Annotated in this window: 25 protein-coding genes and 5 pseudogenes; 13 read left to right on the top strand and 17 right to left on the bottom strand. The window is 60.1% G+C overall.

The genetic code is table 11. The features are described 5' to 3' along the window. The first annotated feature begins 535 nt into the window (after positions 1 to 535). The 4 genes and pseudogenes from RVU70_RS19765 to RVU70_RS19750 all read left to right on the top strand — a co-directional run. On the top strand, positions 536 to 1,456 hold the full coding sequence (locus RVU70_RS19765) for an HAD family phosphatase (RefSeq protein WP_363351545.1): 921 nt from the start codon (positions 536 to 538) through the stop codon (positions 1,454 to 1,456). Next, a complete protein-coding gene (locus tag RVU70_RS19760; RefSeq protein ID WP_363351543.1) occupies positions 1,453 to 2,394 on the top strand; it encodes an aminoglycoside phosphotransferase family protein in 942 nt (313 codons plus the stop codon). Before RVU70_RS19765 ends, RVU70_RS19760 begins: the two co-directional genes overlap by 4 nt. Positions 2,395 to 2,827: 433 nt before the next feature. Continuing rightward, a complete protein-coding gene (locus RVU70_RS19755; protein WP_363351921.1) occupies positions 2,828 to 3,040 on the top strand; it encodes a transposase family protein in 213 nt (70 codons plus the stop codon). Between the two features lie 81 nt (positions 3,041 to 3,121). Next, a pseudogene (locus RVU70_RS19750) lies at positions 3,122 to 3,415 on the top strand (integrase core domain-containing protein); the annotation flags it as partial. Here RVU70_RS19750 and RVU70_RS19745 read toward each other — a convergent pair. Further along, positions 3,397 to 3,870: a PAS domain S-box protein gene (locus tag RVU70_RS19745; RefSeq protein WP_363351541.1), complete on the bottom strand. Its 474-nt coding sequence runs from the start codon at positions 3,868 to 3,870 to the stop codon at positions 3,397 to 3,399. The pseudogene RVU70_RS19750 and the gene RVU70_RS19745 overlap by 19 nt on opposite strands. A 954-nt stretch (positions 3,871 to 4,824) precedes the next feature. Continuing rightward, positions 4,825 to 5,547: pseudogene (locus RVU70_RS19740) on the bottom strand (IS5 family transposase); the annotation flags it as partial. Between the two features lie 992 nt (positions 5,548 to 6,539). Here RVU70_RS19740 and RVU70_RS19735 point away from each other — a divergent pair. Continuing rightward, positions 6,540 to 7,979, top strand: a complete 1,440-nt coding sequence (locus RVU70_RS19735; RefSeq protein WP_363351539.1) for a dihydrolipoyl dehydrogenase — start codon at positions 6,540 to 6,542, stop codon at positions 7,977 to 7,979. A 442-nt stretch (positions 7,980 to 8,421) separates the two neighbouring features. Here the strand turns inward: RVU70_RS19735 and RVU70_RS19730 are convergent, their stop codons facing one another. The 7 genes and pseudogenes from RVU70_RS19730 to RVU70_RS19700 all read right to left on the bottom strand — a co-directional run. Beyond that, entirely contained in the window at positions 8,422 to 8,667 is a 246-nt protein-coding gene (locus tag RVU70_RS19730) for a transposase (RefSeq protein ID WP_363351919.1), read from the bottom strand. Between the two features lie 183 nt (positions 8,668 to 8,850). Then, a complete protein-coding gene (locus RVU70_RS19725; protein ID WP_363351537.1) occupies positions 8,851 to 11,505 on the bottom strand; it encodes a PAS domain S-box protein in 2,655 nt (884 codons plus the stop codon). A gap of 407 nt (positions 11,506 to 11,912) precedes the next feature. After that, positions 11,913 to 12,257 (bottom strand): thiamine pyrophosphate-dependent enzyme, encoded by a 345-nt coding sequence (locus tag RVU70_RS19720; protein WP_363351535.1) that lies wholly within the window; start codon positions 12,255 to 12,257, stop codon positions 11,913 to 11,915. Next, positions 12,258 to 12,704: a hypothetical protein gene (locus RVU70_RS19715; protein ID WP_363351533.1), complete on the bottom strand. Its 447-nt coding sequence runs from the start codon at positions 12,702 to 12,704 to the stop codon at positions 12,258 to 12,260. It lies immediately after the preceding gene. A gap of 260 nt (positions 12,705 to 12,964) precedes the next feature. Further along, positions 12,965 to 13,156 (bottom strand): annotated as a pseudogene (locus RVU70_RS19710) (ATP-binding protein); the annotation flags it as partial. 442 nt (positions 13,157 to 13,598) lie between these two features. Further along, a complete protein-coding gene (locus tag RVU70_RS19705) occupies positions 13,599 to 13,946 on the bottom strand; it encodes a hypothetical protein (protein ID WP_363351531.1) in 348 nt (115 codons plus the stop codon). Between the two features lie 239 nt (positions 13,947 to 14,185). Continuing rightward, positions 14,186 to 14,377 (bottom strand): annotated as a pseudogene (locus RVU70_RS19700) (ATP-binding protein); the annotation flags it as partial. Positions 14,378 to 14,516: 139 nt separating this feature from the next. Here RVU70_RS19700 and bfr point away from each other — a divergent pair. Next, the gene (gene bfr, locus RVU70_RS19695) at positions 14,517 to 14,993 is read left to right on the top strand and encodes a bacterioferritin (protein ID WP_363351529.1); all 477 of its coding nucleotides are present in this window, start codon (positions 14,517 to 14,519) and stop codon (positions 14,991 to 14,993) included. Positions 14,994 to 15,474: 481 nt separating this feature from the next. Here bfr and hemP read toward each other — a convergent pair whose 3' ends face one another. The 3 genes from hemP to RVU70_RS19680 all read right to left on the bottom strand — a co-directional run bounded on the left by hemP (position 15,475) and on the right by RVU70_RS19680 (position 17,002). Further along, positions 15,475 to 15,639 (bottom strand): hemin uptake protein HemP, encoded by a 165-nt coding sequence (gene hemP / locus RVU70_RS19690; protein ID WP_363351527.1) that lies wholly within the window; start codon positions 15,637 to 15,639, stop codon positions 15,475 to 15,477. Between the two features lie 267 nt (positions 15,640 to 15,906). Beyond that, positions 15,907 to 16,602 (bottom strand): HAD-IC family P-type ATPase, encoded by a 696-nt coding sequence (locus tag RVU70_RS19685; protein ID WP_363351525.1) that lies wholly within the window; start codon positions 16,600 to 16,602, stop codon positions 15,907 to 15,909. Between the two features lie 16 nt (positions 16,603 to 16,618). Next, entirely contained in the window at positions 16,619 to 17,002 is a 384-nt protein-coding gene (locus RVU70_RS19680) for a hypothetical protein (protein WP_363351523.1), read from the bottom strand. A gap of 179 nt (positions 17,003 to 17,181) precedes the next feature. Between RVU70_RS19680 and RVU70_RS19675 the strand changes: the two genes are divergently transcribed. The 6 genes and pseudogenes from RVU70_RS19675 to RVU70_RS19650 all read left to right on the top strand — a co-directional run bounded on the left by RVU70_RS19675 (position 17,182) and on the right by RVU70_RS19650 (position 21,691). Further along, complete coding sequence (locus RVU70_RS19675) at positions 17,182 to 17,973, top strand: PAS domain S-box protein (protein WP_363351917.1); 792 nt, start codon at positions 17,182 to 17,184, stop codon at positions 17,971 to 17,973. 123 nt (positions 17,974 to 18,096) lie between these two features. Then, positions 18,097 to 18,438: a response regulator gene (locus tag RVU70_RS19670; RefSeq protein WP_363351521.1), complete on the top strand. Its 342-nt coding sequence runs from the start codon at positions 18,097 to 18,099 to the stop codon at positions 18,436 to 18,438. Between the two features lie 163 nt (positions 18,439 to 18,601). Beyond that, a pseudogene (locus RVU70_RS21635) lies at positions 18,602 to 19,165 on the top strand (PAS domain S-box protein); the annotation flags it as partial. A 269-nt stretch (positions 19,166 to 19,434) separates the two neighbouring features. Next, positions 19,435 to 19,698, top strand: a complete 264-nt coding sequence (locus tag RVU70_RS21630; protein ID WP_405044894.1) for an ATP-binding protein — start codon at positions 19,435 to 19,437, stop codon at positions 19,696 to 19,698. A 3-nt stretch (positions 19,699 to 19,701) separates the two neighbouring features. Next, positions 19,702 to 20,157 carry a response regulator gene (locus RVU70_RS19655; RefSeq protein ID WP_363351519.1) on the top strand — a complete coding sequence of 152 codons (456 nt, stop codon included), beginning with the start codon at positions 19,702 to 19,704 and terminating at the stop codon, positions 20,155 to 20,157. Beyond that, positions 20,144 to 21,691 (top strand): response regulator, encoded by a 1,548-nt coding sequence (locus RVU70_RS19650; protein WP_363351517.1) that lies wholly within the window; start codon positions 20,144 to 20,146, stop codon positions 21,689 to 21,691. The genes RVU70_RS19655 and RVU70_RS19650 overlap by 14 nt, the downstream gene beginning before the upstream one ends. A 407-nt stretch (positions 21,692 to 22,098) precedes the next feature. On the opposite strand, the gene RVU70_RS19645 is transcribed toward RVU70_RS19650, so the two are convergent. From RVU70_RS19645 to RVU70_RS19635, 3 genes are all read right to left on the bottom strand, one after another. Continuing rightward, positions 22,099 to 22,551 carry an integrase core domain-containing protein gene (locus RVU70_RS19645; RefSeq protein ID WP_363351515.1) on the bottom strand — a complete coding sequence of 151 codons (453 nt, stop codon included), beginning with the start codon at positions 22,549 to 22,551 and terminating at the stop codon, positions 22,099 to 22,101. Beyond that, positions 22,517 to 22,846 carry a hypothetical protein gene (locus tag RVU70_RS19640; protein WP_363351915.1) on the bottom strand — a complete coding sequence of 110 codons (330 nt, stop codon included), beginning with the start codon at positions 22,844 to 22,846 and terminating at the stop codon, positions 22,517 to 22,519. The genes RVU70_RS19645 and RVU70_RS19640 overlap by 35 nt, the downstream gene beginning before the upstream one ends. Before the next feature lie 95 nt (positions 22,847 to 22,941). After that, entirely contained in the window at positions 22,942 to 23,142 is a 201-nt protein-coding gene (locus RVU70_RS19635) for a DUF188 domain-containing protein (RefSeq protein WP_405044893.1), read from the bottom strand. Positions 23,143 to 23,279: 137 nt separating this feature from the next. On the opposite strand from RVU70_RS19635, the gene RVU70_RS19630 reads away from it, so the two are divergent. Continuing rightward, complete coding sequence (locus RVU70_RS19630; protein ID WP_363351513.1) at positions 23,280 to 23,660, top strand: hypothetical protein; 381 nt, start codon at positions 23,280 to 23,282, stop codon at positions 23,658 to 23,660. 28 nt (positions 23,661 to 23,688) lie between these two features. Here the strand turns inward: RVU70_RS19630 and RVU70_RS19625 are convergent, their stop codons facing one another. Continuing rightward, entirely contained in the window at positions 23,689 to 24,156 is a 468-nt protein-coding gene (locus RVU70_RS19625) for a PAS domain-containing protein (protein ID WP_363351913.1), read from the bottom strand. 215 nt (positions 24,157 to 24,371) lie between these two features. Next, the gene (locus tag RVU70_RS19620) at positions 24,372 to 25,601 is read right to left on the bottom strand and encodes a PAS domain S-box protein (protein WP_363351511.1); all 1,230 of its coding nucleotides are present in this window, start codon (positions 25,599 to 25,601) and stop codon (positions 24,372 to 24,374) included. Positions 25,602 to 25,799 lie beyond the last annotated feature (198 nt).

The raw sequence follows: 25,799 nt of genomic DNA, 5'->3' as shown, positions 1-25,799 counted from the left end.
GAAACCGGACAGCCTTCTGACTTCTCAACAGCTTCCGCCGCCGGGCACCCACCAAGCATAGGACCCGGAGAAGTGTGGGAAGGGTATCTGGGCGTTCCGGTCAGTCAAACAAGTGGTCATGTCGATCATCTTTTGGCTTGGCCTGGGGAACCGCGCGATCAGACTTCGAGTTGTCTCATTGGCCGCAAAGGACGCTCGACAACCACACGTTGGCACTCGACCCAAATGCGGCTAGGAGGTTTGGCAGGTGAAGCTCGGCGACATCAGAAGTTGAGAGGGTCGGAGAAGCGTGAGGGCTCGGGTGCTACCACGTCGGGGCTGCGACTGCTCTCACGATTCCGCATCTGACAAAAAGATCGCGAGCCGAACCGGTATCAAGAAAGAAGCGCGTGAAGTGCCGACGCTAGCGATCGCCGCGATGCGCTTGCCAGGTTTCATGTCGGTATATGTCTGCGCCCGGAATGCCGCTGAGCGAGCGGGGCGCGTTGTGGAACACGCCGACGCCGGGATACCCGGCTCCCCGAGGAGAATGCTAATGGCGCTTAGGAGGCAGATCCATGAAGAGCTAAAAGCGTTTCTGGCCGAAGCCGACTTCGCCAGGACGGGCGCGCTCATCACAGATCTTGATGGAACCGCGGTGCATGAATTCGAAGGGCGTGTCGTCATCCCTGATACAGTCGCTCGCGGCTTGAAGCGCCTCAACGATCTCGGCCGGCCGATTGTGCTGAATACGTTACGGTTTCCGCTGAATGTTATCCGCACCTTCGGGCGGGAGTGGTATGCAATCACAAACGCGCCGCTCCCCATCGTGTCGCTCAACGGCAGTGTCGCCGGTTATCTCAACAAGAATGCGGTTGATGAAATCGTTTTTGAGGAACTCGAAGCGTTTCCGCTCGAACAGCATGAAATCGATGAGCTGCTTATAGGGGTGCGCGGATTACTCGAAAATGGCGTCAACGAACTGCTCGTCTTCTACTATGCGCGGGACTGGAGAGTCGGGGAAACGATCTGGACGCCCGTCAAGGAGAAAGTCCCGCATCTACGAGCGAAATACGCGAGCGCATCGTCGATCGAATGTGCGCCGTTTGAGGATCTTCGGGCTGCTCTACTGGCGCGCGACCTCTGCATGATCTTTCTGTTGGTGGAAGCTTCTCAGGATCGTTTGATGGCCTATCAGCATGCCAAGCGATCGAATTTTGTGACGCGTCGGGGCGTCGATAAATTGTACGGCGTGCGCGCCGTCGCAAAGCGGCTCGGGGTCGACCTGCAAGCCTCAGTAGGCTGCGGCGATACGGCCATGGATTCATTCCTCTCTGGCGTCGGCCTCGCCGTTCATGTCGGTTCAACGGATCTCGAATATAAGGGATTGCTGCGAACCGTGCAGATTGCAGGTTCGCACGAACTCGGCGAGCTGCTGTTCCGCCTTGCCGGACTGGAGAGCGAGGCCCCCCAATGAGCGCGGCGCAAGAGTCGGCAATCACTTCGAGGAAGGCGCGATCCTATGCGATTAAAGTCATCGAGCATCACTTTGGATCGAAGCCGAAGCGCGTAGTGGCGCGCGCCGGCGGCCTCAGCAATTTCGTGTTCGAAGTCCATCATGAGCTGGGCGATTTCATCGTCCGGATGAACGCCGATCTGGGAAAGCTGAAGGATTTTCTCAAAGAGCAATGGGCCGTCACCAAGGCTAGCGAAGCCGGCGTGCCCACGGCGAAGATCCTTGAGGTCGGCACCGACATTATCGGAATACCCTATATGATTCTCCCTAAGGTCGCGGGACTTGAAGCGACTCATCATCCTGAACGCTTGAGGATCCTGCGCGAAATGGGCCGTCTGACGGCTCTCATTCACTCTGTCAAGACGTCGAGCTTTGGCCATACGTTCGACTGGTCGGGCAATCAACTCTCGCGCAACGAGAACTGGAGGGAATATCTCAACACAGAATTGAAGGCCGATGCGCGGGTCCAGCTGCTCGATCAGCTGAAGATGCTCACGGGGGATCAACTTAAACGCCTGCGTTCGGTCGTTCGTCAAATGGAGCGCTGGGATCCAACACCCGTCCTCAACCATGGTGATATGCGGTTGAAGAATGTGATTGCCGACTCGTCCGGGGCAATCACGGCGGTGATTGACTGGGAATGCTGCGCCTCAAATGTGGCACCCTATTGGGATCTTTCTTTAGCGCTTCATGATCTTTCGGTCGACGCCAAGCAAGAGTTTCTCTTGGGCTATGGCCTGATGGAGAATCAGGTTCGCGAAATGGCGCCGATCATCAAAGCGATCAATATCATAAATTACGTGCCTTATGTGGAGCGGGCCGCCTCAGACGAGGATTTCGCGCGGCTCGAACATTATCGCACGCGCTTGTCTGGTGCGCTTGATCTGTATTCGCTTTAGTCGACCCGAGAAGCAGCGAGTATGGGGTCGCTTGTGATTCCTCTCGACTGGTGATTCAGTCCGGGACTCGGGACGAATAGTCCGGAGCTTTTTCAAGATGACGCTGGATCCGTCATCGTTATTTTGCAGCGTTATCGAGTGCTTGTCTCTGATGGGCCGTGCGGACGCACCTCGCCGTAGAACAAGGTTGGGGAGCGCCCACAAGACCACTTGCAGGGAGGTACTATCTCGGCTCCATCCATGTTGTCGGGAGCCATCTTGGGTGGGTCTGTTTAACTCTCGGTGCAAGGGGCGGAAATTGCGCGCTCTCTTGAGGTGCGGCACGTTGCGGGATGGAAAAGGCAGCGCACGGGCGCCCCCGCTAATTTGACGATCCTGGCGGTCGAGCGGGATGAGACGAGTTCAGTAGTTTCGTTGAGAGGCGGGTTACGCAATATGCACTCATTTTCAGGTTCGATCGCGTTCTCGGCATAGCTCATACCGACGAACACTTCGCGATCTTCCAGCGCAAGACACGCCTGTAGAACTTCAGGCTCAGATAACGCGCTGGCGTTGCCGAATGTCCCGGTTCAGCACCCCTGAGACAATTTTGGATCGAGGAAGGGAGGGTTTCTGGCTCATCGTAGCGCTTAAGGAGCGAAGATGAGACAGAAGAAAACCGTGCCCGGCAAGCCGCCGGCGGAAGACATGATCCGGGATATTCGCCGCGACACGCGTCGGCACTCGAACATATTTGCGGCGCGCATATCACCCTCAGACGCTGGGAAAGATTGAGCGCTGGCATCAGACGCTGAAAAACAGAGTCTTGCTGAACAACTATTATCTACCTCTTGAACTGGAGGCCGAGATCACCGCCTTCTCGGAGAGCTACAATTACTGTCGTCTGCATGAGAGCCTGAACAACCTCACGCCGGCAGCCGTCTACTTTGGACGAGGTCAGCAGATCTTGGAGGAAAGGGAACGGATCAAAAAACTCACTATCCACAATCGTCGCTTGCAGCATCAGCTGAAAGCCGCATAATGCAACCTGCAACCGAGTGAGCCAGAGCCTCCGCCCGAAAAAGCCAAAAGTGTCTCAACCATCTGACGACGGACAACCTGGGCCGAGGCTTCGACAAAGGAGCGGTATCGCCGTTCGCTGCGGGCTAGCCCCATTTCGGTGCGCTTGCGCGCGGTGATGTCCTGCACCTCGATGATGGTGCCAACTGGTCTGTCACTTTCCAGAATAGGGCTGGCGGTGTAGTCGACGGGGTAAAGGTGCCCGTCCTTGTGAACGAAGACCTCCTCGCCCTGCATCTGGGCCCGTTCGGGGAAGGCACGGTCGATGGCGCACTCCTCCAGCGGGAAATGCGAGCCGTCCGGCCGCGTATGATGAATCACGTCATGTAGCGGGCGGCCTCCCACCTCGGCCAGCGTGAACCCGGTCAGGTTCTCGGCCGCCGGATTCATGAAAACGCATTGCTGCCGCTCATCCATGATGAACAACGCGCCCGCAGGGACCGAAGGTCGGCTTCGCAGTCAACAGAGGTCCGCGATGCTGGTGGTTCATAGGGCATAGCACGAGTTAGCCTAACGGAAAGGGACAGCTTTGCAACTCTGTTCAGCGCCGCCATGCTTATCTCTCACGCTGGCAACCTCTTCGCCGTCCACCGGTAGCAATGGACGTGCGGAAGCCCCTACCGCACGGCCGAGTTGCGTCTGGACGGCTTCGAGCAGGTTCTGCAGGATATGAAAGCGATCGGCGATTTCCTGCGCCTGCGGCGCGCCTTCAGAAAGCAGCTCGATCACAACTCCCCTAGTCGCGCCGCTGATGAGGCCAACCGCCGCCGCGCTTTTGAATGGATAGCCCGCCACGAACGCCAAGCCCATGGAGAGCGGCAGTGCGACGAGCACAACGGCGAAGGACGCGAAGACGTGCTCCTTGACTGAGACAAGACGCGTTTTGATCGCGCTGGAGACAAGCATGAACGGCTTTCTCTCGAGAGATCGAGTCGCACTTCCCGACCTAGTTCGAGACCTGGCTGTCACTTCTCGCCTCACGCTGCTCGGTCGGAAGAGAACGAGAAATCTGGTCGGGCTTCGGGCAATTGTCAGCTTGAGGGCCCCGGCATTTTCATCCGCCTGCCGACGCTTGCCGCGGCGTTCGAGCAATTGCCTCAGCGCGCCCGCGCTCACCTCCAGGTGCACGATCTGAGCCACATCGACCAACGCCTGCCTGGATCTCCTTGCCAACTGGAAAAAGATCTCAGGGCGGACGGCGGCGAGTTGCTGTTGGATTGCGACGCGCTTCATGGTCTCTTCCGCAAGCGGAACAAACGCAACGGCGCCAAATGGGGAGAAGCATAGAGATAACAGGAGTAATGAAGAAACACCAATAGTGGGGTTAGGACTACGGCCGGCGGAATAAGAGCGTCCATCCCGCGCGGGCGTCAAGGACGATGCGTGCGCGGGATGCTTCCAGGGGAGAAGGCGGCATGAGCACGTTATATATATATATATATGTATATATAGCACGAAGCCCTTCTTCGCTTCGGCGGGTTTGACAACACAAAGTTCGGCGCCCTGCGCCTTGGCCGCTTCGGCTGCGTTCTCGCCAGTGTAGCCCTGATCGATATAAATGAGCTCTACGCTCTCACCCGTCGCCTCCTGCACAGCGGCGGCGAGCTTGCCGACCTCCGCGCGGTCATCGACATTCGCTGGCGTGACATGCAGCGCTAGCAAGTGGCCCAATGTGTCGACCGCCAAGTGTAGCTTGGAGCCGCGTTTGCGCTTGGCGCCGTCATAGCCCGCCCGCGGGCCGCTTTCCGGGGTGGAGCGCAAGGTGCGGCTGTCGATAATCGCTGCCGTCGGCTCTGCGGCGCGCCCGGAGGCAACGCGCAACAAGCCGCGCAGATCCTGCGCAAGCGCCTCGAACACGCCCGCCGCCAACCAGCGCTGCGATTGTTGATACACGGCGGACCAGGGCGGCAGATCGTTGGGCATGGCGCGCCATGCGATGCCGTAGCGCAGAACATAGCGCAGGCCGTTGAACAGCTCGCGGAGAGAATGTTGACGCTGTGGGGCGCCTTCGTCCATCAGCGTGAGATACGGCGCAACCAGCGACCACTCTTCGTCGGTGACATCAGATGGATAAGGTTTGCGAATCGGAGCCATCCGATTCTACTAAGCCAATCAGGCACTAAAGTACATAACACCCTCTAGCCTGACCCCCTGTATTGCCAGGATGGCGCGGTGCAGGATCAGGGATTTGCGGCTCAGAATGAAGCAGCTATTCTTCGATCCGCGCTTCGGCTCGCCGAGGATCTAGCTGGATCTGTTCCGCGGCGTCTTGGATTAGGAAGCTCAAGACTCCTTAGTTGAGATATATGCCATGTGGCTATTCCTGTCCGCGTCGAGCGGGACGAACTTACAAAATCGGCGGCCGGCCTCCGAAAAGCTTACGTTACTTCCCGTGAATGCACCCTGCAGCCTAGTACTCTCATGCCCCGGGCGTCACCTCTTTTTTGGTCAGTCGTGATCTCGACGATTGGCAAAATCCAGCACACCATCGCCAGGATCGCCAGCCACAGCAGACAGCTTTGGCGGCCCCGACGGCCAGCCCCTGTCGGCTTAGGATTGGCTAGCTGGCACACATAGGCGGTTAGCCCCCAGATAGCGGGGGCTCCCCGACCTTTGCGGCAGCTCCGATCAGCGACCGGTCACGCCGCCGCCGATCGCCGCTTCGGTGAGCGACCGGCTTGCGGGGGCTTCCCGGTCGCTCCGTCATCGGCGATTTCGGCTTTCTGCACCTCGGCTTCTAATGATCCTGCTGGAGATTCGGAGCACGAGTGAACGGCCTTGCAAAGGGCAAGGACTCAGGGACGACGAAAAGGTTCAAATGCCCGGTTGAACTGATTTTCAAACACGGGGAGCCGTCGGAAAGAATGGCGAGCGACCACCGGCTGATCTACTTCCAGAGGCAGCGTCACCCGACCGTTCTTGTCAAGCCCGAGCAGAAGACGGGTAAAACAGGTCTCGCAGACGGGCGAAAGGACTATCGACCCGTAGGCGAGCATGACTCGTCGTGATCGGCCCATGAGATGCGATCCGGTGTGTGATCCGCTTGCGTGCAAGGGGTCGTCCGAGCGTCACGGCTGGAGGATGGAATGCCGGTCCACGATATTGACGTCGCCATCATTGGTGCCGGCACCGCGGGCCTCTCCGCGCGGTCCGAAGTAGCGAAGCGGACCGACAATTATCGCGTGTTCGACCCGGGGCCTCTGGGAACGACATGCGCGCGCGTCGGCTGTATGCCGTCCAAAGCGTTCGTCCAGTCCGCATATGATTTTCACCGCCGATTCCATTTCGATCAGCTCGGAATCATTGGCGCCGGAGGCCTTTCGGCGCGGGGCGGCGCGATCCTTGCGGAAGCGCGTCTTCTGCGCGACAGATTTGTCGCGGGCGTGTTGAAAGACATGGAGCCGTGGCGAAAGACGCATCTCGTTCCCCATGCGCCACGATTCACGCCCGAAGGGACCTTGAGCGCAGGGCAACGGGAATTTAGGGCCGGCGCGACGATCATCGCCACGGGAACCCGCCCGCTGGTTCCCTCGGACTGGCGCGCCGCATGCGGCGACAGGATCCTCACGACGGACGATTTTTTCGAACTCGAAGATCTGCCCCGCCGCATCGCCATTGTCGGGCTCGGGCCGATTGGGCTGGAGCTTGGCCAGGCGCTTGGCCGACTCGGCGTCGAGGTGACCGGATTCGATCTCTCGCGAAACCTTGGCGGCGTGTCCGATCCCGCGCTCCTGGACCGGGTCATCGAGGCGATGCGCTCTGAATTCCGCATCGTCTTCAGCGCCGCCAAGCCGGTACGTGGCCCGGGCGGCGTGTCGATGAAATGGGAAGGGGGCGAGACGATGGTCGATTACGTGCTCGTCGCCATAGGACGGCAACCGAATCTCGGCGATCTCGGCCTGGAGCAAATCGGCTTGGAGCTTTGCAAGAATGGCCGACCCGAACTCGATGAGACGCGGCTGAAAGTTCCTGGACACGAAATCTATCTGGCTGGCGACGTGACCGGCCTGCGTCCCCTGCTTCACGAAGCCGCCGACGAAGGGCGAATCGCAGGCTACAACGCGGTTCGCGGCGAAGACGCGCAGTTCCGGCGGCGGACGCAAATGCGCATCACTTTCACCGATCCGCAAATCGCGGAGATCGGCGAAAGCTGGCGCGATCTCGCAAGTCGCGAGGCGGAAATCGCAGTCGGGGCGGCGTCGTTCCAGGCCCAGGGGCGAGCCTTGCTGGCCCGTACCGCCGCGGGCGCTATTCGCGTTTACGCAGAAAAGTCCACGGCGAAGTTGCTGGGCGTCGCAATGTTCGCGCCTGCAGCCGAGCATATGGCGCATCTTTTCGCCTATGCGCTGGAACAGCGCGCCACGCTCCCGGAATTGCTCAGAACGCCTTTTTATCATCCGACCTATGAAGAAGCCCTCCGCACGGCGCTGCGCGGGGCCCTCGCCGAAAGCGTGGTCAAGGCGCAGCCGCTGGAGGAGATCCGCTGTGAAGACGCGCCGGTGGAGGCGGGGCTGGCCTGCGACTGACCGCCGTGGCTGGCGTGAGCGCTGAGGCGCGCGGACCGCGCGCCCCGTCCCTGAGATTACAGTGAAGTTGCCGCCCAGCCGGCCGTGAGGCAGTCAGTCGATATCTCTGATGTTATGCACATTCATGATAATTTTGCGATGCGTTTGAGCATAGGCCAGTGCGACGACGTCTCAGGCTGACGCTTCGAGTGCCAGAGACCGGAAGGCGCTCTATTTAAGTTAGCGCAAAGAGGCAATAGGACGGTGAGTTATGTTTCCCATTCCCAGAAGCGTATTTCTCACCCGCGGCGTCGAGCGACAAGCGCGCGTCATTCGGCAGGCTGATTTCCATCACACCGCGCCGCAGGCTCTTGCGCGCCCCCCCCCCCCCGCGCTGGCGTCGCGGCCATCTTCGCGACCGGTAACTACGACGGCGCCAGAGCCGGGCCGACCAGAGTTTGCTTCAACTCCAGACCTCAACAGGAACGAAGGTCTGTGCGGCCGCGGTCTCCTTCGCCGGCGCGCGTGGACGATCCAGCCAGTTTCCGCGCGAACGCCGTAGCCATTTGAAAATCAGATTGGCGTTTTTCCGTGCCGCCGCGCAACCGTCCGCCACGGACGCGCCAGGCGCCAACGCCTCCGCGACAATCCCCTGCCGTTCTTCAAGGCTCCACGTGCGCCGCTTGACGCCATCCTTCGCCGCCGACAGTTGGTGTCCACCTGTTCGATGGTGGACACCTAACCCACTCCAAATGAGTCCTGGTAGGCGGTCGTCCGATCACGCTTACGTTCGAGCCGTCGTTTCCCATTCCAAAGATTATTGCGTCTTGGCGCCCCCCGCCGGGCCAACGAGACGCATTGCCCCCGGACCGCGGCACGGATCGGTCTCTAATTACCGGATGTGCAGCATGGCCATGCTGACGTCGTCGCGAACTGGGGCGCCGCCGCAGAAGAGGCGCACCTCAGCCAGCAGCCTTTCGAGCAAGGCTTGCGGCTGAAGCGCGCGATAGGTGAAGAACAGAGTGCAAACACGATCAACACCGAAGAACTCTCCCTGCTCGTTCTCGGCTTCAGTTATGCCGTCCGTGTAAAGCAAGAGCCTATCTCCGATCGCCAGCTCCAAGTTCCTCTCTTCGAAGGAGACAACCCGCCGCACGCCAAGCACCAAGCCTTCTGCGTCAAGAGCAATGCACGCCGGATCCTCCGCCCGTAGCAACAACGCGTTGTTATGGCCCGCGTTGGCATATTCCAACGTGCGTGTATCTGGGTGGTATTTTACATAGAACATTGTGAGGAACAGCTCGGCCCTTGTCAGATCGTCGTACAAGAGCTCGTTCATACGGCTCAAGACCTGTGCAGGGCCCACTGACGCACCGTCGGCCTTTTGCGCCTCCGCGCGGAGGGCGCCGCGCATTCCCGCCATGATTAGCGCTGCGCCGACGCTATGGCCGGACACATCGGCAATCACGATATCAGCGGCGCCGGAGTTACGGAAAAAATCGAAATAATCGCCGCCGACGTCATTTGCTGGGACACATAATCCAGCACACTCGACGCTTGGCAGGATTAATGGCGCCTCCGGCAAGAGCGACAGTTGCAGACGTCGGGCGATCGCCAGTTCATTCCGCCTTTCTTCGGCCCGCCGCCTCTCTGTCACATCCGTCTGAATGCCAATATAGTGGGTTACTCTCTGCGCGTTGTCGCGGACGGGCGAGAGGAGCAATTCATTCCAGAACGGGACGCCGCCTTTGCGGTAATTCTTCAATATGATCTCGCAGCTACTCCCCGATGCGATTGCCTGGCGGATTTGTTCCACTGCCACTGGATTTGTGTCCGGTCCTTGCAGCAACCGCATATTGTGATGCAGCAATTCCTCGCGTGTATAGCCTGTGATGCGACTCAATGCCGGGTTGACATAGATAGCTGGGTTATCTTGGGCTCGAGCGTCGGTGATTACAACTCCGACATTTGTGGCTTCGATGGCGCGCTCGCGCACGCGTAAGGCGTTCTCGAAGTCTTTCCGAGCGGCAATGTCCACAATGGCGGCCAGCACCTTAACGCCTTCGTCAGTCTCTATTGGATTAAGACCGATCTCCACCGGAAATTCGGCGCCGTTCTTCCTAAGCGCGAAGAGATCGCGACCAGCGCCCATCGCCCGTGACTGGGGGTTGGCAAAGAACGCGGACCGGAGTCCGGGATGCTGCGCGCGAAAGCGCTCCGGCATAAGCATTTCCACCGCTTGCCCTACGAGATCGTCGCGCGAATAGCCGAAGAGCTGCTCCGCCAAGAGGTTCGCCATCTCGATGCGGCCGTCGCGGCCGACCATCAACATCGCGTTCGGCGCGGACTCCACTGCTTGACGGAAGCGTTTCTCGCTTCGCCGGAGCCCATCTTCCTTTTGCTTGCGCTCTGTAATGTCGACGATCGAAGCGAGCACTCTGATGCCGTCCTCCGTCTCAATGGGATTGAGTCCAATCTCCACCGGGAATTCGGCCCCGTCCCTCCTAAGCGCGTAGAGATCGCGCCCAGCGCCCATCGCCCGCGACTGCGGATCGGCAAAGAACCCAGCCCGGAGGCCGGGATGCTGCGCGCGAAGACGCTCGGGGACCAGCATCTCCACCTTCTTCCCCACAAGCTCGTCACGCGCATAACCAAAAAGCGTCTCCGCCAAGAGGTTCGCCATCTCGATGCGGCCGTCGGGGCCGACTATCAGCATCGCGCTTGGCGCAGATTCCACTGCGCGGCGGAAGCGTATTTCGCTGCGCCGGAGCTCATCTTCCCTTCGCTTGCGCTCCGTGATGTCGACGATTGACGCGAGCACCCAAACGCCTTCCTCCGTCTCAATTGGGTTGAGGCCAATTTCCACCGGAAACTCAGCGCCATCCTTTTTGAGTGCGTAGAGATCCATCCCGACGCCCATGGGCCGAGGGGTCGCATTAGCGAAGAATGACATTCGATGCTCTCGATGACGCCCGCGGAATCGCGCGGGAATGAGCATCTCGATCGGCCTCCCCATCAGTTCGTCGCGCGAATAGCCAAAGACGCATTCGGCCTGAAGATTCGCCATAGCGATCTGACCAGCTCGGTTAACCATCACCATTGCATTCGGCGCGGATTCCACGGCGCGCTGGAAGCGCTCATAACCCCGCCGGAGTTCTTTTTCCCTGTTCCTTTCGTCTGTTAGATCCCGCATCGATGCGATGAAACCGGTGAGGTCGCCTGACTGATCGCGCATCGCCATGATGACGATCTGCGCCCAAAAGCGCGCTCGATTCTTGCGGATGCGCCAGTCATGATCCTCAAACCGATCCTGAGTAGCGGCTGCGAGAAGCTCCCGCTCGGCTTTTCCCTTTCGGGCGTCTTCTTCCGGGTAGAGGAGCGAGAAATGTCGGCCCAATATTTCTCTTTTCTTATAACCCGTGACCCGCTCGCCTCCTTCGTTCCACGTGGATACGTTCCCGTTTGCATCGAGCATAAAAATGGCGCGGTCCAAGATCGCGTCCACCATCAGGCGGTAGATGTCGTCATCTTTCCGCACCTCAACCATGGTGATTACTCCAAGATTAGAAGCTCGCTTAGGCCGCGCCGGCGATTAGAACCGCTCGCTCCGCCGTCAGCTAACCTCACGAGAGGCTAACGGCTCCTGCGCGATCGCTGAGCGGCCTTGCTACTCCGAGCCAAGGCTCAAGGCTTCCCCCGCTCATCCAAAAGCTAAGCCGCGAATGGTCGCTACCTAGGTTGGAAGAGAAAAAAGGAAAGCTGTCTCAGTCTGCATTTCTCTAACGCTCGAACCGGCTCTCCTTGCTGTTGACGGCGGTCCGCTACCTCCTTTCCTCCCAACGGAAAGTGCTGAATTCCGTTGAGATTAGGTTGCGCTCCGCCCGATAAGGACACCGGAACCGCGCCAGCTTTGATTTCAAGCGAGAAATCCCCTTGCTTCAACCCGCTTTTGTCTCATCGGCGCTGACGCCGGAACAAGGGCGTGCGCCAGGCGGTAGCGACCTCGATCAGGGACGGCCGGCCGGCCTTGAGAGCGTACGCAAAGGCGGCGGCGAAGGCGTCGTCGGTCTCGACCCGCACCGCCTCAAGCCCGTAGCCCGCGGCGATAGCGACGAAGTCGATGCCCGGCACATCGAGGCCGGGTACGTGCTCCGCCTCCAGTACGCCAGCGAACCACCGCAGGGCGCCGTAGACGCTGTTGCGCATGATAACGAACACCACCGGCACGTCGTATTGCGCCGCCGTCCACAAGCCGGTGACGCTGTAATTGGCCGAGCCGTCGCCGACGACCGCGGTCACCTACCGGTCCGGTTCGGCAAGCTGGACGCCCACGGCGGCCGGCACGGCGAAGCCGTGTCCTCGCGCCGCCCCGAAATAGTAGCTCCCCGGCCTCTCCCAGCGCATTCGCTCCCACATTGCCTCGATGGTGGAGGTGAATTCATTGACATAGATGGCGTCGCGGGGGGCGAGCTCGTCCATGACGTCGAGAACGCGCTCGGCGGTGAGAGGGGCGGCGCCCGGCGCGGCGCGCGCGAGCGCCTCCCGCGGCTGCGGCGTCGCCCGCGCCGCCTCGCCCACCGCGTCAGCAAGCGCCGCGAGGATGAGACCCGTGTCGCCGACGCCGCATCGCCCATCGGCGCGCGCGCGGCCTCGTCGGGATCGCAGGTTATCTGGATCAGTTCGGCCCCGGGCGGCGCCGGGTTCGTATTGGTGATAGCGGAATACAGGCGAGCCCGTGACCAACATGAGAAGGCCTGCCGTGACAATCGTCCGTCGTTTATCATCGCTGGCCGAAGCTCTGTGAGGAGCTGTTTTTCGGGCGGCCGTCTTTCTCGGTGTCAATCGACTGGAATTTCCGACGAAGGCGCCCGTCTGTAACGGGATAATGGCGCCCGGGGATTCCGGGATAATGGCGCCCCTAAAGGAATGATCCCGCCCGGGCGCCGCGTTCGTTGACCTACGAGTTTGTCTCACCTGTTCTGGTTTTGGGCCAAGCCGATTTTGGCCTATTTGCCGGGCGCGCGGCGCAAGCTTTCGCCGGTGAGCTCGATGCGATTGGCATTGTGAACGAGGCGGTCCAGGACGGCGTCGGCGTAAGTTGGGTCTCCAATGACGTCGTGCCAGGCTATCACGGGAAGTTGAGAGGTGACGATCGTCGATCGGCGCCCATAGCACGCTTCGAGGATTTCCAGGAGATCCGAAGGTCGGCTTCGCAGTCAACAGAGGTCTGCGATGCTGGTGGTTCATAGGGCATAGCACGAGTTAGCCTAACGGAAAGGGACAGCTTTGCAACTCCCAAAGGTCGTGAGAGTTCGTCGAAAACCGGCATGAGGCGGGGCATCCAGTCGGCGCAATATTCGAGCCTGGTCGACGCATCTCCCAAAGCTGCGGCGCCGAGCCGCCGAAGAACTCAACCGTTGGTCCGCAGCCAAACGCCCCGAGCCATCGCTCGCCAGGCGCGATCACGCATTGCCCCTTCCATCCCACCGATTAACCCTGGAGGAAGCGACTGCACCGGCTCGCAGTTGAAGATCCAACTGGCCATTAGCGCAAGCGCGCCCTCGCGATCACAAATGCGACGCCAGTAACGGACCGTGCGCGAGGTCATCCCTGCGCTCGCAGATCAGGCAGAGGCGATTGTCAGGGCGATTCTACAGCGGAAAACCGCAACTGGGCGTGGAACTGATCGGTGAGACAAGAGACTGCCCCGGCGTCCGAAGAAGCTGGGTGGTGAGCTGGACGCCAGTAGGGAATGGCAATGGAGAAAATATATCGATCAACGTCGTCGCGGAGCATGTCACCGAGGCGTGCGCCGCAGAGACGGCCAGAACACGACTGCTGCAACTCGTCGAGCGCAGTGAAGACTTTTTTGCTCTCGCGGATGGGCTTGGACAGCTTTTCTATATGAACGTCGGAGGTCGGTGCATGATTGGTCTGGACGAGACGGCGGATATCACTCGAGTAAACTTGAATGTGAATCGGCGTCAACGTGTGACCCTTCTGGAGAACGCAAATTCGGCTGTCAATAGCGGAGACAGAATGTGCAAGATAGCAACGTAAAAGTGTACCGGTCTGGTTTCGAGAAAAGGGCCATGCGGCCCTTGTAGTTTAGTTGTCGCGCGCGTTGAGGCGCGCGGAGCGTAGCGCAGCGCGGCCCAATGCGCGCGAGGGGTTTCAGTTCTCCTGTTGGCGCCTCCCTTTTCCATTGGGCCCGCGTTGACGAGATCGCGGTTTCGCCGTTGCACTTTCTTTGCGGTCGCGAGTCGATAGCTCTCGCCGTTCATTTCCAGAATGTGGACGTGATGCGTGAGCCGGTCGAGCAGCGCGCCGGTGAGACGTTCGGACCCAAACACCGCCGTCCATTCGTCGAAGGGCAGATTGCTGGTCACCAGCGTCGCGCCGCCTTTGTATGCAACGCTATCTCGGAACGCAGTGTGCGATTGTTGCGACGACGGCTCAGGTCGCGTTAGGACCGGGTGGAGAGGCGCTTGCGGGCTCTAGAGGCTCAGGCTGTCGCGCAGACGGCTCGGGGCCCAGAGGCCAGGGGAGGCATTGAATATGCTTGGCGACGCGAAGGTCATCGAATACTTAGATCGGGGCTTGCGCGCAGAGTTGACAGCTATCAACCAGTACTGGCTGCATTATCGGATCTTCGAAAATCAGGGTTTCCTCGAGCTCGCTAAGAAATGGCGCGAGGAGTCGATGGAAGAAATGCGTCACGCGGACCATCTCGTAAAGCGCATCTTGTTTTTAGAAGGGTTCCCAAATTTACAGGTGCTCGATCCGCTGCGTATCGGCCAGACGGTCGAAGAGATCATCGCCGCTGATCTCGCAGCCGAGACAGACGCCTGCAATATGTATATCGAAGCCGCGGTTTATTGCGATTCCGTCAACGACCGTGTCTCGATGGAGCTTTTTGAAGGCATCATAAAGAGCGAGGAAGGACACATCGACTTCCTTGAGACCCAGCAAGAGCTGATCAAGCAACTAGGCGTGCAGCTCTACAGCCAGAAACACGTGGGCGGGCTCTCTTGACTTTAGGCAAACTCTGCTCGTGTTCACCGGTCCGAGAAGCAATGGGAAGGTTGCACATACTTGGCGACACGCGGATTGCGCGCAGGACTGACGCCGATTAATCAATAATGGCGGCTTTTCTATTTCAAAAGCAAGTATGCATCGAGTGAGCTGGGAAGTGGCGCGAGGGAGCGGCCGACGAGATGCGTCATGCGCTCCAAGGGCTCGATCCGCTGCGCATCGGCCAGGACGTAGAAAAGATCGACGCGACTTATCTCGCCGCCGAGGGATGCCCAAATTGGTAGGCACGTGGACCCAATGAGGACATCGCGCGGCCCTCGAACCGCATGGCAGAAAGCCTGTCGTTGTGCTTCTGATCGTCAGGTAGAATCGCTACACGGTGTCTTGAACCCTACGCGCCGCCTAGCTCTGACAAAAAGACGTTCCGCGGCGTGAATTCGAGATTCGCCTCGGGACGCGGCTATCCTGAGGTCACTTAGTCTCAGTTTCCTCCTGGCGTAATACGGAGACGATACCGTTCTCCCTCGTGGATGATGATCGCCTCTATGCCTTCCCCAATGAGTTCGTGCGCAAAATACTCCTTCGGGAAATCCTCCGGCGAAAGTGGCGGTGGTGGCAGGGGCTGTTCGTCGAAGTCCGTCGACATCTGACACTCGTCGCTTCAGCTTATAAAAAGTAATGCGTCAACCAGATACTTGCGTAACACTCAAGCTTTAAGCTTCCCCGTCTGCCTGCATTGGAGGGGGCAACGGAGGCTGCACCAGGCGCGTCTGGTCTCGCTCATCGCGCGGCGAAAAGGGCTCGGAGCAGCACTGCGATTGTGGTCCCGGTGCGCAGAACGGCCGAGGCGACCGGCACGAGATTTCCGGAGGCCGCTCCAGCAAGAATCGCGCTATTGACGCCCACCGCGACATTAAAAATTGGAGCGGATGAGGCGCATTGTGTTTTGCGAGAGGAAGAGACCCTGCGCTAAACCGTCGAGTCTGTCATCCAACAGGACGATATCGGCGGTCGCGCGCGCGATGTCGGCTGCGCGCGGCATGGAGACGCCGACATCCGCCTCCATTAGCGCGGGCCCGTCGTTGACGCCATCGCCCACATAGGCGACGCGCGCCCCCTGCTGCTTCAAAGCGGCTATGATACGCGCTTTGTCCTCCGGCTGTTGCTCATAATACACTTGGTCCGGCCCGAGGGTCTTTCCAAAAGCCGTCGCCGCCGCCCGATGGTCGCCCGTGATCATGACCAGTCGCTTGACGCCGAGGGCGCGAAGGCGGGCAAGAGTTGCCGCGCACTCCGAGCGCAACCGGTCGCGCAGAGCGACGACAGCGAAGGGGCTGTCATCTGCCGCAACATACAGCAGCGATTTTACCTCGGCCTGAAACCTGTACACCGTCTCGCGCGCGGCGGCGAAAGAAATATGCTCGTCGTCTTCGAGATAATGACGGCTGCCGAACCGAATGCGGCGCCCTTCCACGGTTGCCTGCACGCCATGGCCGACGATGAAACTCACCTCTTCGTGCGGACTGTGGGCGAGGCGCTTCTGCTCAGCGAGACGCACGACCGCGCGCGCGATAGGATGGCTTGTGTGCTCGCCGAGCGACGCGATCATGGCCGCCGCGCGCCCTTCATCGATCTCCGGCGTGAGCGGACAAATGTCGGTGACCTGCCGAAGCCAGCGTGATGCTGACGCGCCGGTCCGCGAGGGCGCTTGACGTCGTTTGAATGTCGGCTGGGCGATCGAGCGCCTCCTTGATGTAGCGGGTGATGCGGCTGGTGGTGGCTTCGCCCACCCGCTCAGCGCGGATCACGAGCCGTCCCGCGGTGACGACGCCGCCGGCGAGCGCTTGGTCTCCAACAGCGCGCGGCATCGGAAGGCTTTCACCCGTGACGGTTGATTGGTCGACATAAGCGTCGCCCGCCAGCACGCGCCCATCGACCGGGATCGTCTCTCCGGTGCCGACGACCACGGGCTCCCCGCCTTTGAGCTTGGAGAACGGAACGCGCCTCAATGCGGCGCCGGCGTTCTCGACCCATACGTCCCCGGGGGGGGGGGGGGCTGGAGCAGCAGCGAGCGCAGCAGTAATGCGACGGAGGTTTAGGCGGTTGCGCCGCTACGGCTAGGGCAGGCACCATCTGCAACGCTAACCAAACAGGCTAAGCTCAATTTTCTTATCAGTATGCTGCTGCGATCAAGCTATTCGGCTACGACGCCGACGAAATCCTCGGACAGAACGTCAAGATGCTGATGCCGGAGCCCTATCGCAGCAGCCACGATGACTATTTGAGGCGCTACCTGGAGACCGGCAAAGCCAAAATAATCGATATCGGCCGGGAGGTCGTCGGCCAACGCAAAGACGGCTCGACCTTCCCGATGAATCTTGGCATCAGCGAGGTACAGATCGAGAACAGTCGGATCTTCATTGGCGTGGTGCGCGATATCACTGAGAGGAAGCGGGCGGATCGGCGGGCCCGGCTCCTTCTCGCAGAGGTCAATCATCGCGCCAAGAACTTGCTTGTTGTCGTGCAGGCGGTCGCACGTCAAACAGCCAACAAATCAGAGCCTTCGCCTGTTCGCCAAAGCGTTCGGCGAACGCATAGCGGATTAGCGGCCAGCCACGATCTTCTGGTCCGGTCAGAGTGCGAAGGCGTCGATATTGGCGAGCTGGGGTGCTCGCAACTCGCTCATTTCGAAGGCCTCATCGGCAATCGTGTCCACCTCAATGGACCAAAATTCCAAATCTCGCCTGCCGCTGCCCAAGCGATCGGTATGGCGCTGCACGAGTTGGCGACGAATGCCGTTAATTACGGCGCGCTGCCAAATGCCAAGGGTATGATCGACATCGACTGGGTTATCGATGACGACGAGGGGCAGAGAATTTCGAATGAGCTGGTTGGAAGAAGGCGGGCCTGCGGTGACGCCCCTAGAGCACCGTGGGTTTGGTCGGACAGTCGTCATCAATATGATCAAGCATACGCTTAGCGCTCAAGTCTCGCTCTTATTCCCGAGCACTGGCCTGATTCGGGGTATCCAGGCGCCTATCGAGCGCGTTGGCGCACGACTTCTACATTCGGAACCGGCTTCTCGAGTTCGCGGAGAACATGAATGCGGGTCCTAATCGTCGAAGACGAATTCATCATCGCCATGGACACCGAGGCCGTGCTTGAGGACGCCGGATTCGAGGTTGGCGGCGTTGCAGCGACGTTGGAGGAGGCGCAGCAACTTATTGACAAGAACTGTTGCGACGCCGCGATTCTCGACGCCAACCTCAACGGAGTCAGCGCCGAGCCCGTCGCATCGCGGCTGCGGCAACACGGCGTTCCCTTTGTCGTGATGTCTGGCTACACCGCCGACCACATGGCGGGGGCACTCGCGCAAGCCCCTTTTCTGCCTAAGCCAGCCGATCCGAATTCTTTGGTCTCTATTGTGCGTGGGCTTCATAAATGATCCCACCATCGGCAGACGGCAGCCCTCGCTGCGGACCCGCAAGTGCAACAAGATTTTTGGGTTTTGTAGACACCAACGAGCGCTGACTATATCTCGGACGCCAGAGTGCGGCGAAATCAGGCGGTCCGGCGTGACATTCTCAGACACTGACGGTACGGCGCTCATGCGCATCGCTTTCGAGGCGGCGCCGAACGGCGCGGTGATTGTCGATGGCGATGGCGTCATCCTGCAAGTCAATGCGCAGCTCGAGCGCGATTTCGGCTACGATCGCGCCGAGCTTGTCGGACGTCCAATCGAACTTTTGCTGCCAGAACGCTACCGTGCCGGACACGCCAGTTTGCGCGCTCGCTTCATGACCGAAAGCGAGGCACGGCTGATGGGACGCGGCCGCAATCTGACCGCGAGACGCAAGGATGGCTCGGAATTCCCAATCGAGATTGGCTTGAAGCCTGCTACAGCCAAGCAGAGGCCGGTCATCGTCGCCTCCGTCACCGATATCACCCAGCGTCTTGAGGCCGAAGAACAGCTGCGGTTCTACGCGCGCGAGCTTGAAGCGAAAAACAAGGACCTTTCCCGCAGCAACCAGGAACTCGACGACTTTGCCTATATCGCCTCGCACGACCTCAAGGAGCCGCTGCGCGGCATCCACAATTACGCGAGCTTCCTGATTGAGGATTATTCTGAGATCCTCGGGCAGGATGGCCGCGCCAAGCTCGAGGCCGTGGGGCGCCTGGCTCAGCGACTTGAGCAACTCATCGACACGCTGATGCTCTATTCTCGGCTCGGACGCGTCGACCTCGCCGTTAAAGAGACCAATCTGGACGTGGTCGTGCGGGACGTGCTCGAGTCCCTGGCATTCTCCTTAAAGGAGAAAAATGTCGAGATCCGACTGCCTTCGCCCTTGCCCAAGCTAAGCTGTGATGGCGCGCGCGTCGCCGAGGTTTTTCGGAACCTCATAGCAATGCGGCGAAATATAACGACAAGCAGCAAAAATGGATCGAAATCGGCTTTCAGCGCCCGCTGGAGGGCACTGTTCGATTTTACGTGCGCGACAACGGCATCGGCATTCGCGAAAAGCACCTCGACTCTGTATTTCGCATCTTTAAGCGGTTGCACGCGCGCGACCAATATGGCGGCGGCGCCGGAGCGGGACTGACGATTGTTAAGAAAATCGTCGAGCGCCACGGCGGCGCAATCTGGGTCGAGTCCACTTACGGCGAAGGCAGCACTTTCTTCTTCACGCTCCAGCCGGAGGGTTGAATTATGGATCAAGGCGCGCCCGTTATCCTGCTCGTAGAAGACAGCCCCGAAGACACCGAGGCGGTATTTCGAGCGTTCAAGAAATCTGGGCTCATCAATCCGCTGCGCCACTGCGCAGATGGCGACGACGCTCTCGACTATCTGCATCGGCGCGGGCCCTATGCCGCGCCGGGGGCCGCGCCGCGGCCGAATGTGATCTTGCTCGATCTTAACATGCCGGGGACGGATGGGCGCGAGGTCCTCGCCGACCTCAAGCAGAGCGAGGAGCTCAAACAAATCCCGGTCGTAGTGCTCACCACGTCTTCGGACGAGCGTGACATTGAGAAATGCTATAAAATGGGGGCGAACAGCTACATCAAGAAGCCGGTGGATCTGGGGAGCTTCATGCAGGCTATCCAGCTGCTAAAGGACTATTGGCTGCAAATCGTGATCTTGCCGAAAGCGGATGATACCGAGTGACACGCGAACCTATCGAATCCTGATCGTCGACGACAGTCCAGAAGACCGCGCCATCTATCGCCGCTTCATTCAGACGGGGGTAGGGAGCAGATACGAGGTCGAGGAGGCTGAGTGCGGCGAGGAGGGATTGCGCCTATGCCGCGCCGTGGCGCCGGACTGCGTGCTGTTGGACTATAACTTGCCGGATCTCGACGGCCTCGAGTTTTTGCAGGCGGTCGGGGGCGACGCTGAGTTTCCGATTGTCTTTCTGACGGGACAGGGCAGCGAGTCCGTCGCCGTCCGGGCCATGAAGGAAGGAGCCTACGACTATCTGATTAAGAACACGGTCACAGTGGAGAGTCTGCGGTACGCGCTGCGCGGCGCGATCGAGGGGTCGCAGCTGCGGCGTGAGATCGAGCGCCAACGGACTGCTCTTGCCGCTCAGGCTGAGGCGTTGCGCGAGGCCGATCGGCGCAAAGACGAGTTTCTGGCCATGCTGGCGCATGAGCTGCGCAATCCCTTGGCGCCGATCCGCAATATGGCTGGCGTGTTGCGTCGCCTTCCCCTCGAGATTTCAACCGTCAAGATAGCCGCCGCCACGATAGAACGGCAAGTTGCGCAAATGACACGAATTGTGGACGATCTTCTAGACGTGTCGCGCATCGCACACGGCCGCTTGGCCATGCGGAAGGAGCCCTGTGACCTCACGGCGCTCGTTCGGAACGCCGTCGAGGACGCGCGCGGACCGATCGAGGAGCGAGGGTTGCGCCTCGCGACGCGGTTGCCAGAAGAGGCGCTGCAGATGCTTGGGGATCGCCATCGGCTTTCGCAGGCGCTGCATAATCTCCTTCACAATGCCAAGAAATTTACGCCTGCCGGCGGCACAGTCACGGTAACGCTCGAGGCGCAGGCGGGATGGGCGAAGCTCGTCGTAGCGGATACGGGCGTCGGCGTCGCGGAGGACCTCTTGCCCCACATTTTTGACGCCTTTCGGCAAGGGCCGCAGACGCTCGAGCGTTCGGGTGGCGGTCTCGGCCTCGGCCTGGCGCTGGTCAGGAGCGTGGCGCTGCTGCATGGCGGTGACGTGAGCGTCGCCACTCTTGAGGGTCAGGGCGCGAGCTTCGAGCTGCGTCTGCCGCTCATTGGCGTCAAGGCCGGGGCGCTGGACGAGACTCCGGCGTTCGAGCCAATACGCTGTCGCATACTGCTCATCGAAGATGATAGTTTGGTGGGTGAGACCACGCGGCTCCTGCTCGAGGTCATGGGGCACGAGGTGCGCCTCTCGACGCGGGGCGACGAGGCGGTGGCGCTGGCGCAGGAGTTTCGGCCTGACTTCGTGCTCTGCGACATCGGCCTGCCAGGCCGCATGGACGGATACGCTGTTGCAACGGCCCTGCGGAAAGACCCTGGGTTCGACGGCGCACAACTTGTGGCGCTTTCAGGCTACGGTCACGCGGAGGCCCTCGAGGAGGCGCGCGCGGCTGGATTCGATCGCCATCTCACCAAGCCCGTCGGCGAGGAAACTCTTGTGCGGCTCTTAGCCGGAGAGAAGTAACGATCTTACAGTTCTTTTCTTGCATACGATCGCCATAGGATGACGCTTGGGGCCAGCGGACGGTGTTTATTTGCAGCCGCGTGGCAAAGATTTAATTCGAGAATGAAACCTCTGGGCGTTCAGAGTGTTATGAGTCTGCACGCCCTTCGGGGCGCTGCGATCGAACGATGGAAAGCTCCGGGGGCTATCTGCAAAGATGGCTTCGTGACCACCAAGTTCGACCTGGCGGCTAGTCTGTGAGCTTCAGACGGCCGCCATAATTTTGCGCGCACGTCTGCCGTAGCCGTGGCCGTTCCCGGAAGCAGGGCGGGCCCCAAACGCGGTCGTTTCGAATGGCCACTCCGTTGGAGCGATCCTGCGGGCCGGCGCCATCGAACAAGAATTCCCCAGTCTGACTAAACTCCGCGCTAGGTGTGATTTCTGATCAGGTTATTCTGCGAGGGCTGAGTTGGCGCTCGTCGGCTGACCGCCGAATGCGGCCGGTGGTCGTTATACCACGAGAGCCATCGAGCGAGATCGGCGGCGCGTGTATCGGATGAGTTGAACGGGATGGCGTAGGCCCATTCGCGCAGCATGGTCTGGATGAAGCGCTCGGCCTTTCCGTTCGTCTTTGGCGTGTAGGGCCGGGTTCGGATGTGCCGTATGCCAAGGATCCGCAAGGCTTTCCGGAATAGTTTCGCGACGTAGCCTGACCCGTTGTCGGTCATGACCCGCTCGACGACCACGCCCCGGGCCTTGAACCAGCGTAATGCACCAACCAGAAAGCCCGTGGTCGACTGTCTCTTCTCATCGGCCAGGACTTCCACGTAAGCGAGCCGGGTTGCGTCATCGATCGCGACGTGCAGGCAGTCGTAGCCCATGTCCCGGCTCTTGCCGCGCCGGTCGCCGGCCCCTGCGAAGCCCCTCGGTGAAGCTGCGACCCGGGCCGGAGGACCAGACGGGCGGTATGCGCGCCGCCCCGTTTGTAGGGACCATAAAGATAGAGCGGCGCGCCGGCCGGCAGAATCGCTCCGGCATATTCGAAAGGGCCGCCCGCCGCCCAGGAAGAAAATGGATCATGTTGATGCAGATGACGGCGTCCGCCCGCTCAACGGGCCGGGGTGCCTGCGCCGCATCGAGCGCGATCAGCGCTCGCACATTGTCCAACCCAGACACCGCGATCCACGCCGCGATGCTCTCGCGGGCCTTCGGGCTCGTGTGGGATGCCGCGGCAGTAAAAAAGTCGCGCGTCACTCATATGCTCACCGAGACTACGCAGATGACCGCTTCCGCTTTTTCCCGGGCCGATCCGCCTGCGCGAGGGCTTGCAGGAAACGCGATCGGGCCGGAGGGGAAAATGGCGGCGGCCCGCCGGTCGTCTGGCCCGTGGAGGGGATATGATCCATGAGCGCGCGCTGCGCGAGGGCGAGGCCGATCGACTCCTCGGTGAAGGCGCGCCCATAGGGCGCAATGGCGTGCGCTCGTAATTTGTCAAGGTTTTAGCGCCGTACAGAAAGACTTGTGGGTATGCCTGTGCGATGGCACACCTTCACGCGCGGTCGCCGAATGTATTGGAATGCAAGCGGCCTTGTGCCTGTGCCCGGAGAGAATGATGCTTACGCTACGGCACTTAGCCCTTGTCCTCGTTTTGACTGCGCATGGGATATCGAGCGCCTCCGCCGCTGAATGCATTCGCGCGGATGCGTCGCTCGCCGGTCACTATTCTATGCGGGGCGTGATGGAAGTCGGTTCGGAACTTCGGCTGCAGGTAAACGGGCAGTTCGAATACATGCTCGCTTATGGTGCACTCGATGAGTACGCGACGGGCTGTTGGTCGCGTGAGGGGCAGACGGTCACGCTCGTTGCATCAAAGTTCGAAATCAACGCGGAGGACCCTTTGAAATTCGAAGGGCTCGACTTGGAGGTCAAGCCGGGCGGCAAGCTAGTGCGACGGTTCAACGGCGGCCATGCCGGCACCTATTCGCGTTAACAGGGGGCCCCGCGCATACGCGGGGCTTCTATGAGTTGCGAGCGAGCCGCATTATGTGCGCTTGAGCGTCGACTCTTCGCACCGGCCGCTCGCCGTCTTCTGCGTTTGTCCCTTGCCGCCTTCCTGGATCACCCATACGTGCGAGCTCGGCGCGCTTTCGCGCATAGGTTACGTCGGCGAAAGCCGCGGCCAGGTTTGCGCTGTTATTATCTTCACGGACCATTCGACGCGCGCTGACCAGCGTGGTCCGACGCCCGATTGAAGGAAAGTCGTGGCTGACCTCAAATCCGACGACTGCCTGAGCTTTCGGAATTACTTCGCCGAGCAGCTTTCGCAGTTCCGGGATGTCCCACTGTCCGTTGCCGAGAGCAAATAGCGACACGCCCACGGTGCTGTCTGGCTCGACATCGAATGCTCGATAGAAAGCTGGATTGGCTCTGATCACACAAAGGTTTTCGTCAAGAAGGAGCACCGGGTCGGCCAAAGTATCGACGATCCCTTGGACCTCGATATGGGCGCTGCCGAGCGCCTGATAAAGACTGAGAAGTTCCGCTGTAGAGGCTCCGCTTCCCGCGCCTGACCCCTTTGGTCAGAGTAGCCACCCGGATAGCCTACGTTTTAAGCGAATTGCCCCGGCCAAATTATTCTCAAATTGGCTGCAGCAAGGCGCGTGAAGAAAATGAGCGTCCAGATAGAGCTGCGAATGTTGAGCTAGGCGTTAGCCACCCCTTCGACATCCGTAACGGACGCAAGGGGCAGTTCAAGCTGATAGACTAGGCCCTTAGGATTGAAACTAACGCTAGCTTTGCCATTGAATTGCTTGGGCCATTCCTCGATGATGAAGCTGCCAAATCCCTTACGCGACGCCGCGGTAACGGGCGGCCCGCCGCTTTCGTGCCACTCGAACACAATCCAATCTTTCTCGTCGCTATGCTCCAACCGCTTGTCTATCGACACTCGCCCCGTCGGCGTGGAGAGTGCGCCGTGTTTTAGGGCATTGCCGATAAGCTCATTGACGACGAATGCAAACGCTTGCGCCGCGCTTGCATTCAGCGGCAGGTCCACGCCTGTGTAGGTTACCTGATCTTTGAAGCCGGCGATTGCGGCCGCCAGCAGTCTGTCCATTGAAATTCGCTTGAATGTCGCTTCGGCGGCGATGGCGTGCACCTTTGCGAGAGACCGCACGCGTTGCGTCAGAATTTCTTCCGCCTCCGACACGGTTCGGCCTTTTGTCAATGTTCGCCGGACGATCGCCAAAATCAGCGCAAAGAAATTCCCGACTCGATGCTCCAGCTCCATCGCCAGGGTCTGTTGTTTTTCTTCGTGCAGTTTTCGTTCAGTAATGTCGGTCACAGTCGCCAGAACGGCTGGCTCTTTACCCCATTCAATGGGATTGAGGCCTATTTCCACCGGAAACTCAGTCCCATCCTTTCGGCGCGCCCGAAGATCTCGCCCAGCCCCCATTGGCCGGGTTTCGGGCGACCGCTGGTAATTTTCCCGCATGTGTCTGTGTGCGGTCGAAGATTTTTGCGGCACCAGCATTTCTACTCCCTGGCCAAGCAACTCTTCGCGCGAATAGCTGAAAAGCTTTTCTGCGCTGGCGTTTACCGCGACGATCTTGCCAGTTCGACCGACAACGACGACCCCATTGGGCGCCGACTCGATAAGGGTGCGTTCCCTTTTGGCTTCGCCTGCCACGCGCTCAATAGCCTCGTTAAGAATCACAATGACGTTGCCTGTCGCCGCTGATACCAGAACAAAAAACAGCAACGATCCCGCTATCCGAGCGTCAGGCACCTCGAAAATCGGAGGGCCGAGGAACAGCAGCCGAGCCAAGGATGCCGCAAGGAAGGTGGCGAACAGGCCCGCGGTGAGTCCGCCGACGGCCGTCGCTACGGCAATGGCTGGGAGAAACGCAATGGTGGAAAAGCCTTCGACCAACCACCCTCGCGCTATCCAGCCCACCGCAGCCGACACCCCGACCGCCGCGGCTGCTATCGCGAACATAGCAGACGTTGTTCGCATGGTTTCGCCTCCTGATCGAGGGGATCGCGCCGCTGGGCGACTCGGCGAGAACGAAGAGATGACGGGTGGCGGATTTGCCGCTACCCCTATAACCGTTTTTGCGCACTTCGCCCG

The organism is Methylocystis echinoides (assembly GCF_040687965.1).
Lineage (GTDB): Bacteria > Pseudomonadota > Alphaproteobacteria > Rhizobiales > Beijerinckiaceae > Methylocystis > Methylocystis echinoides_A.
Note: the sequence above shows the minus strand (reverse complement) of the source record. Positions and strands in the feature narration are given on the sequence as shown.

Excerpts from the sequence above, each read along its gene's own strand:
- RVU70_RS19765 (WP_363351545.1), top strand. The coding sequence starts at position 536 with ATGGCGCTTAGGAGGCAGATCCATGAAGAGCTAAAAGCGTTTCTGGCC.
- RVU70_RS19760 (WP_363351543.1), top strand. The coding sequence starts at position 1,453 with ATGAGCGCGGCGCAAGAGTCGGCAATCACTTCGAGGAAGGCGCGATCC.
- RVU70_RS19745 (WP_363351541.1), bottom strand. The coding sequence starts at position 3,870 with ATGGATGAGCGGCAGCAATGCGTTTTCATGAATCCGGCGGCCGAGAAC.
- RVU70_RS19735 (WP_363351539.1), top strand. The coding sequence starts at position 6,540 with ATGCCGGTCCACGATATTGACGTCGCCATCATTGGTGCCGGCACCGCG.
- RVU70_RS19725 (WP_363351537.1), bottom strand. The coding sequence starts at position 11,505 with ATGGTTGAGGTGCGGAAAGATGACGACATCTACCGCCTGATGGTGGAC.
- RVU70_RS19715 (WP_363351533.1), bottom strand. The coding sequence starts at position 12,704 with ATGTTGGTCACGGGCTCGCCTGTATTCCGCTATCACCAATACGAACCC.
- bfr (WP_363351529.1), top strand. The coding sequence starts at position 14,517 with ATGCTTGGCGACGCGAAGGTCATCGAATACTTAGATCGGGGCTTGCGC.
- hemP (WP_363351527.1), bottom strand. The coding sequence starts at position 15,639 with ATGTCGACGGACTTCGACGAACAGCCCCTGCCACCACCGCCACTTTCG.
- RVU70_RS19685 (WP_363351525.1), bottom strand. The coding sequence starts at position 16,602 with ATGATCGCGTCGCTCGGCGAGCACACAAGCCATCCTATCGCGCGCGCG.
- RVU70_RS19670 (WP_363351521.1), top strand. The coding sequence starts at position 18,097 with ATGCGGGTCCTAATCGTCGAAGACGAATTCATCATCGCCATGGACACC.
- RVU70_RS19655 (WP_363351519.1), top strand. The coding sequence starts at position 19,702 with ATGGATCAAGGCGCGCCCGTTATCCTGCTCGTAGAAGACAGCCCCGAA.
- RVU70_RS19650 (WP_363351517.1), top strand. The coding sequence starts at position 20,144 with ATGATACCGAGTGACACGCGAACCTATCGAATCCTGATCGTCGACGAC.
- RVU70_RS19645 (WP_363351515.1), bottom strand. The coding sequence starts at position 22,551 with ATGGGCTACGACTGCCTGCACGTCGCGATCGATGACGCAACCCGGCTC.
- RVU70_RS19630 (WP_363351513.1), top strand. The coding sequence starts at position 23,280 with ATGATGCTTACGCTACGGCACTTAGCCCTTGTCCTCGTTTTGACTGCG.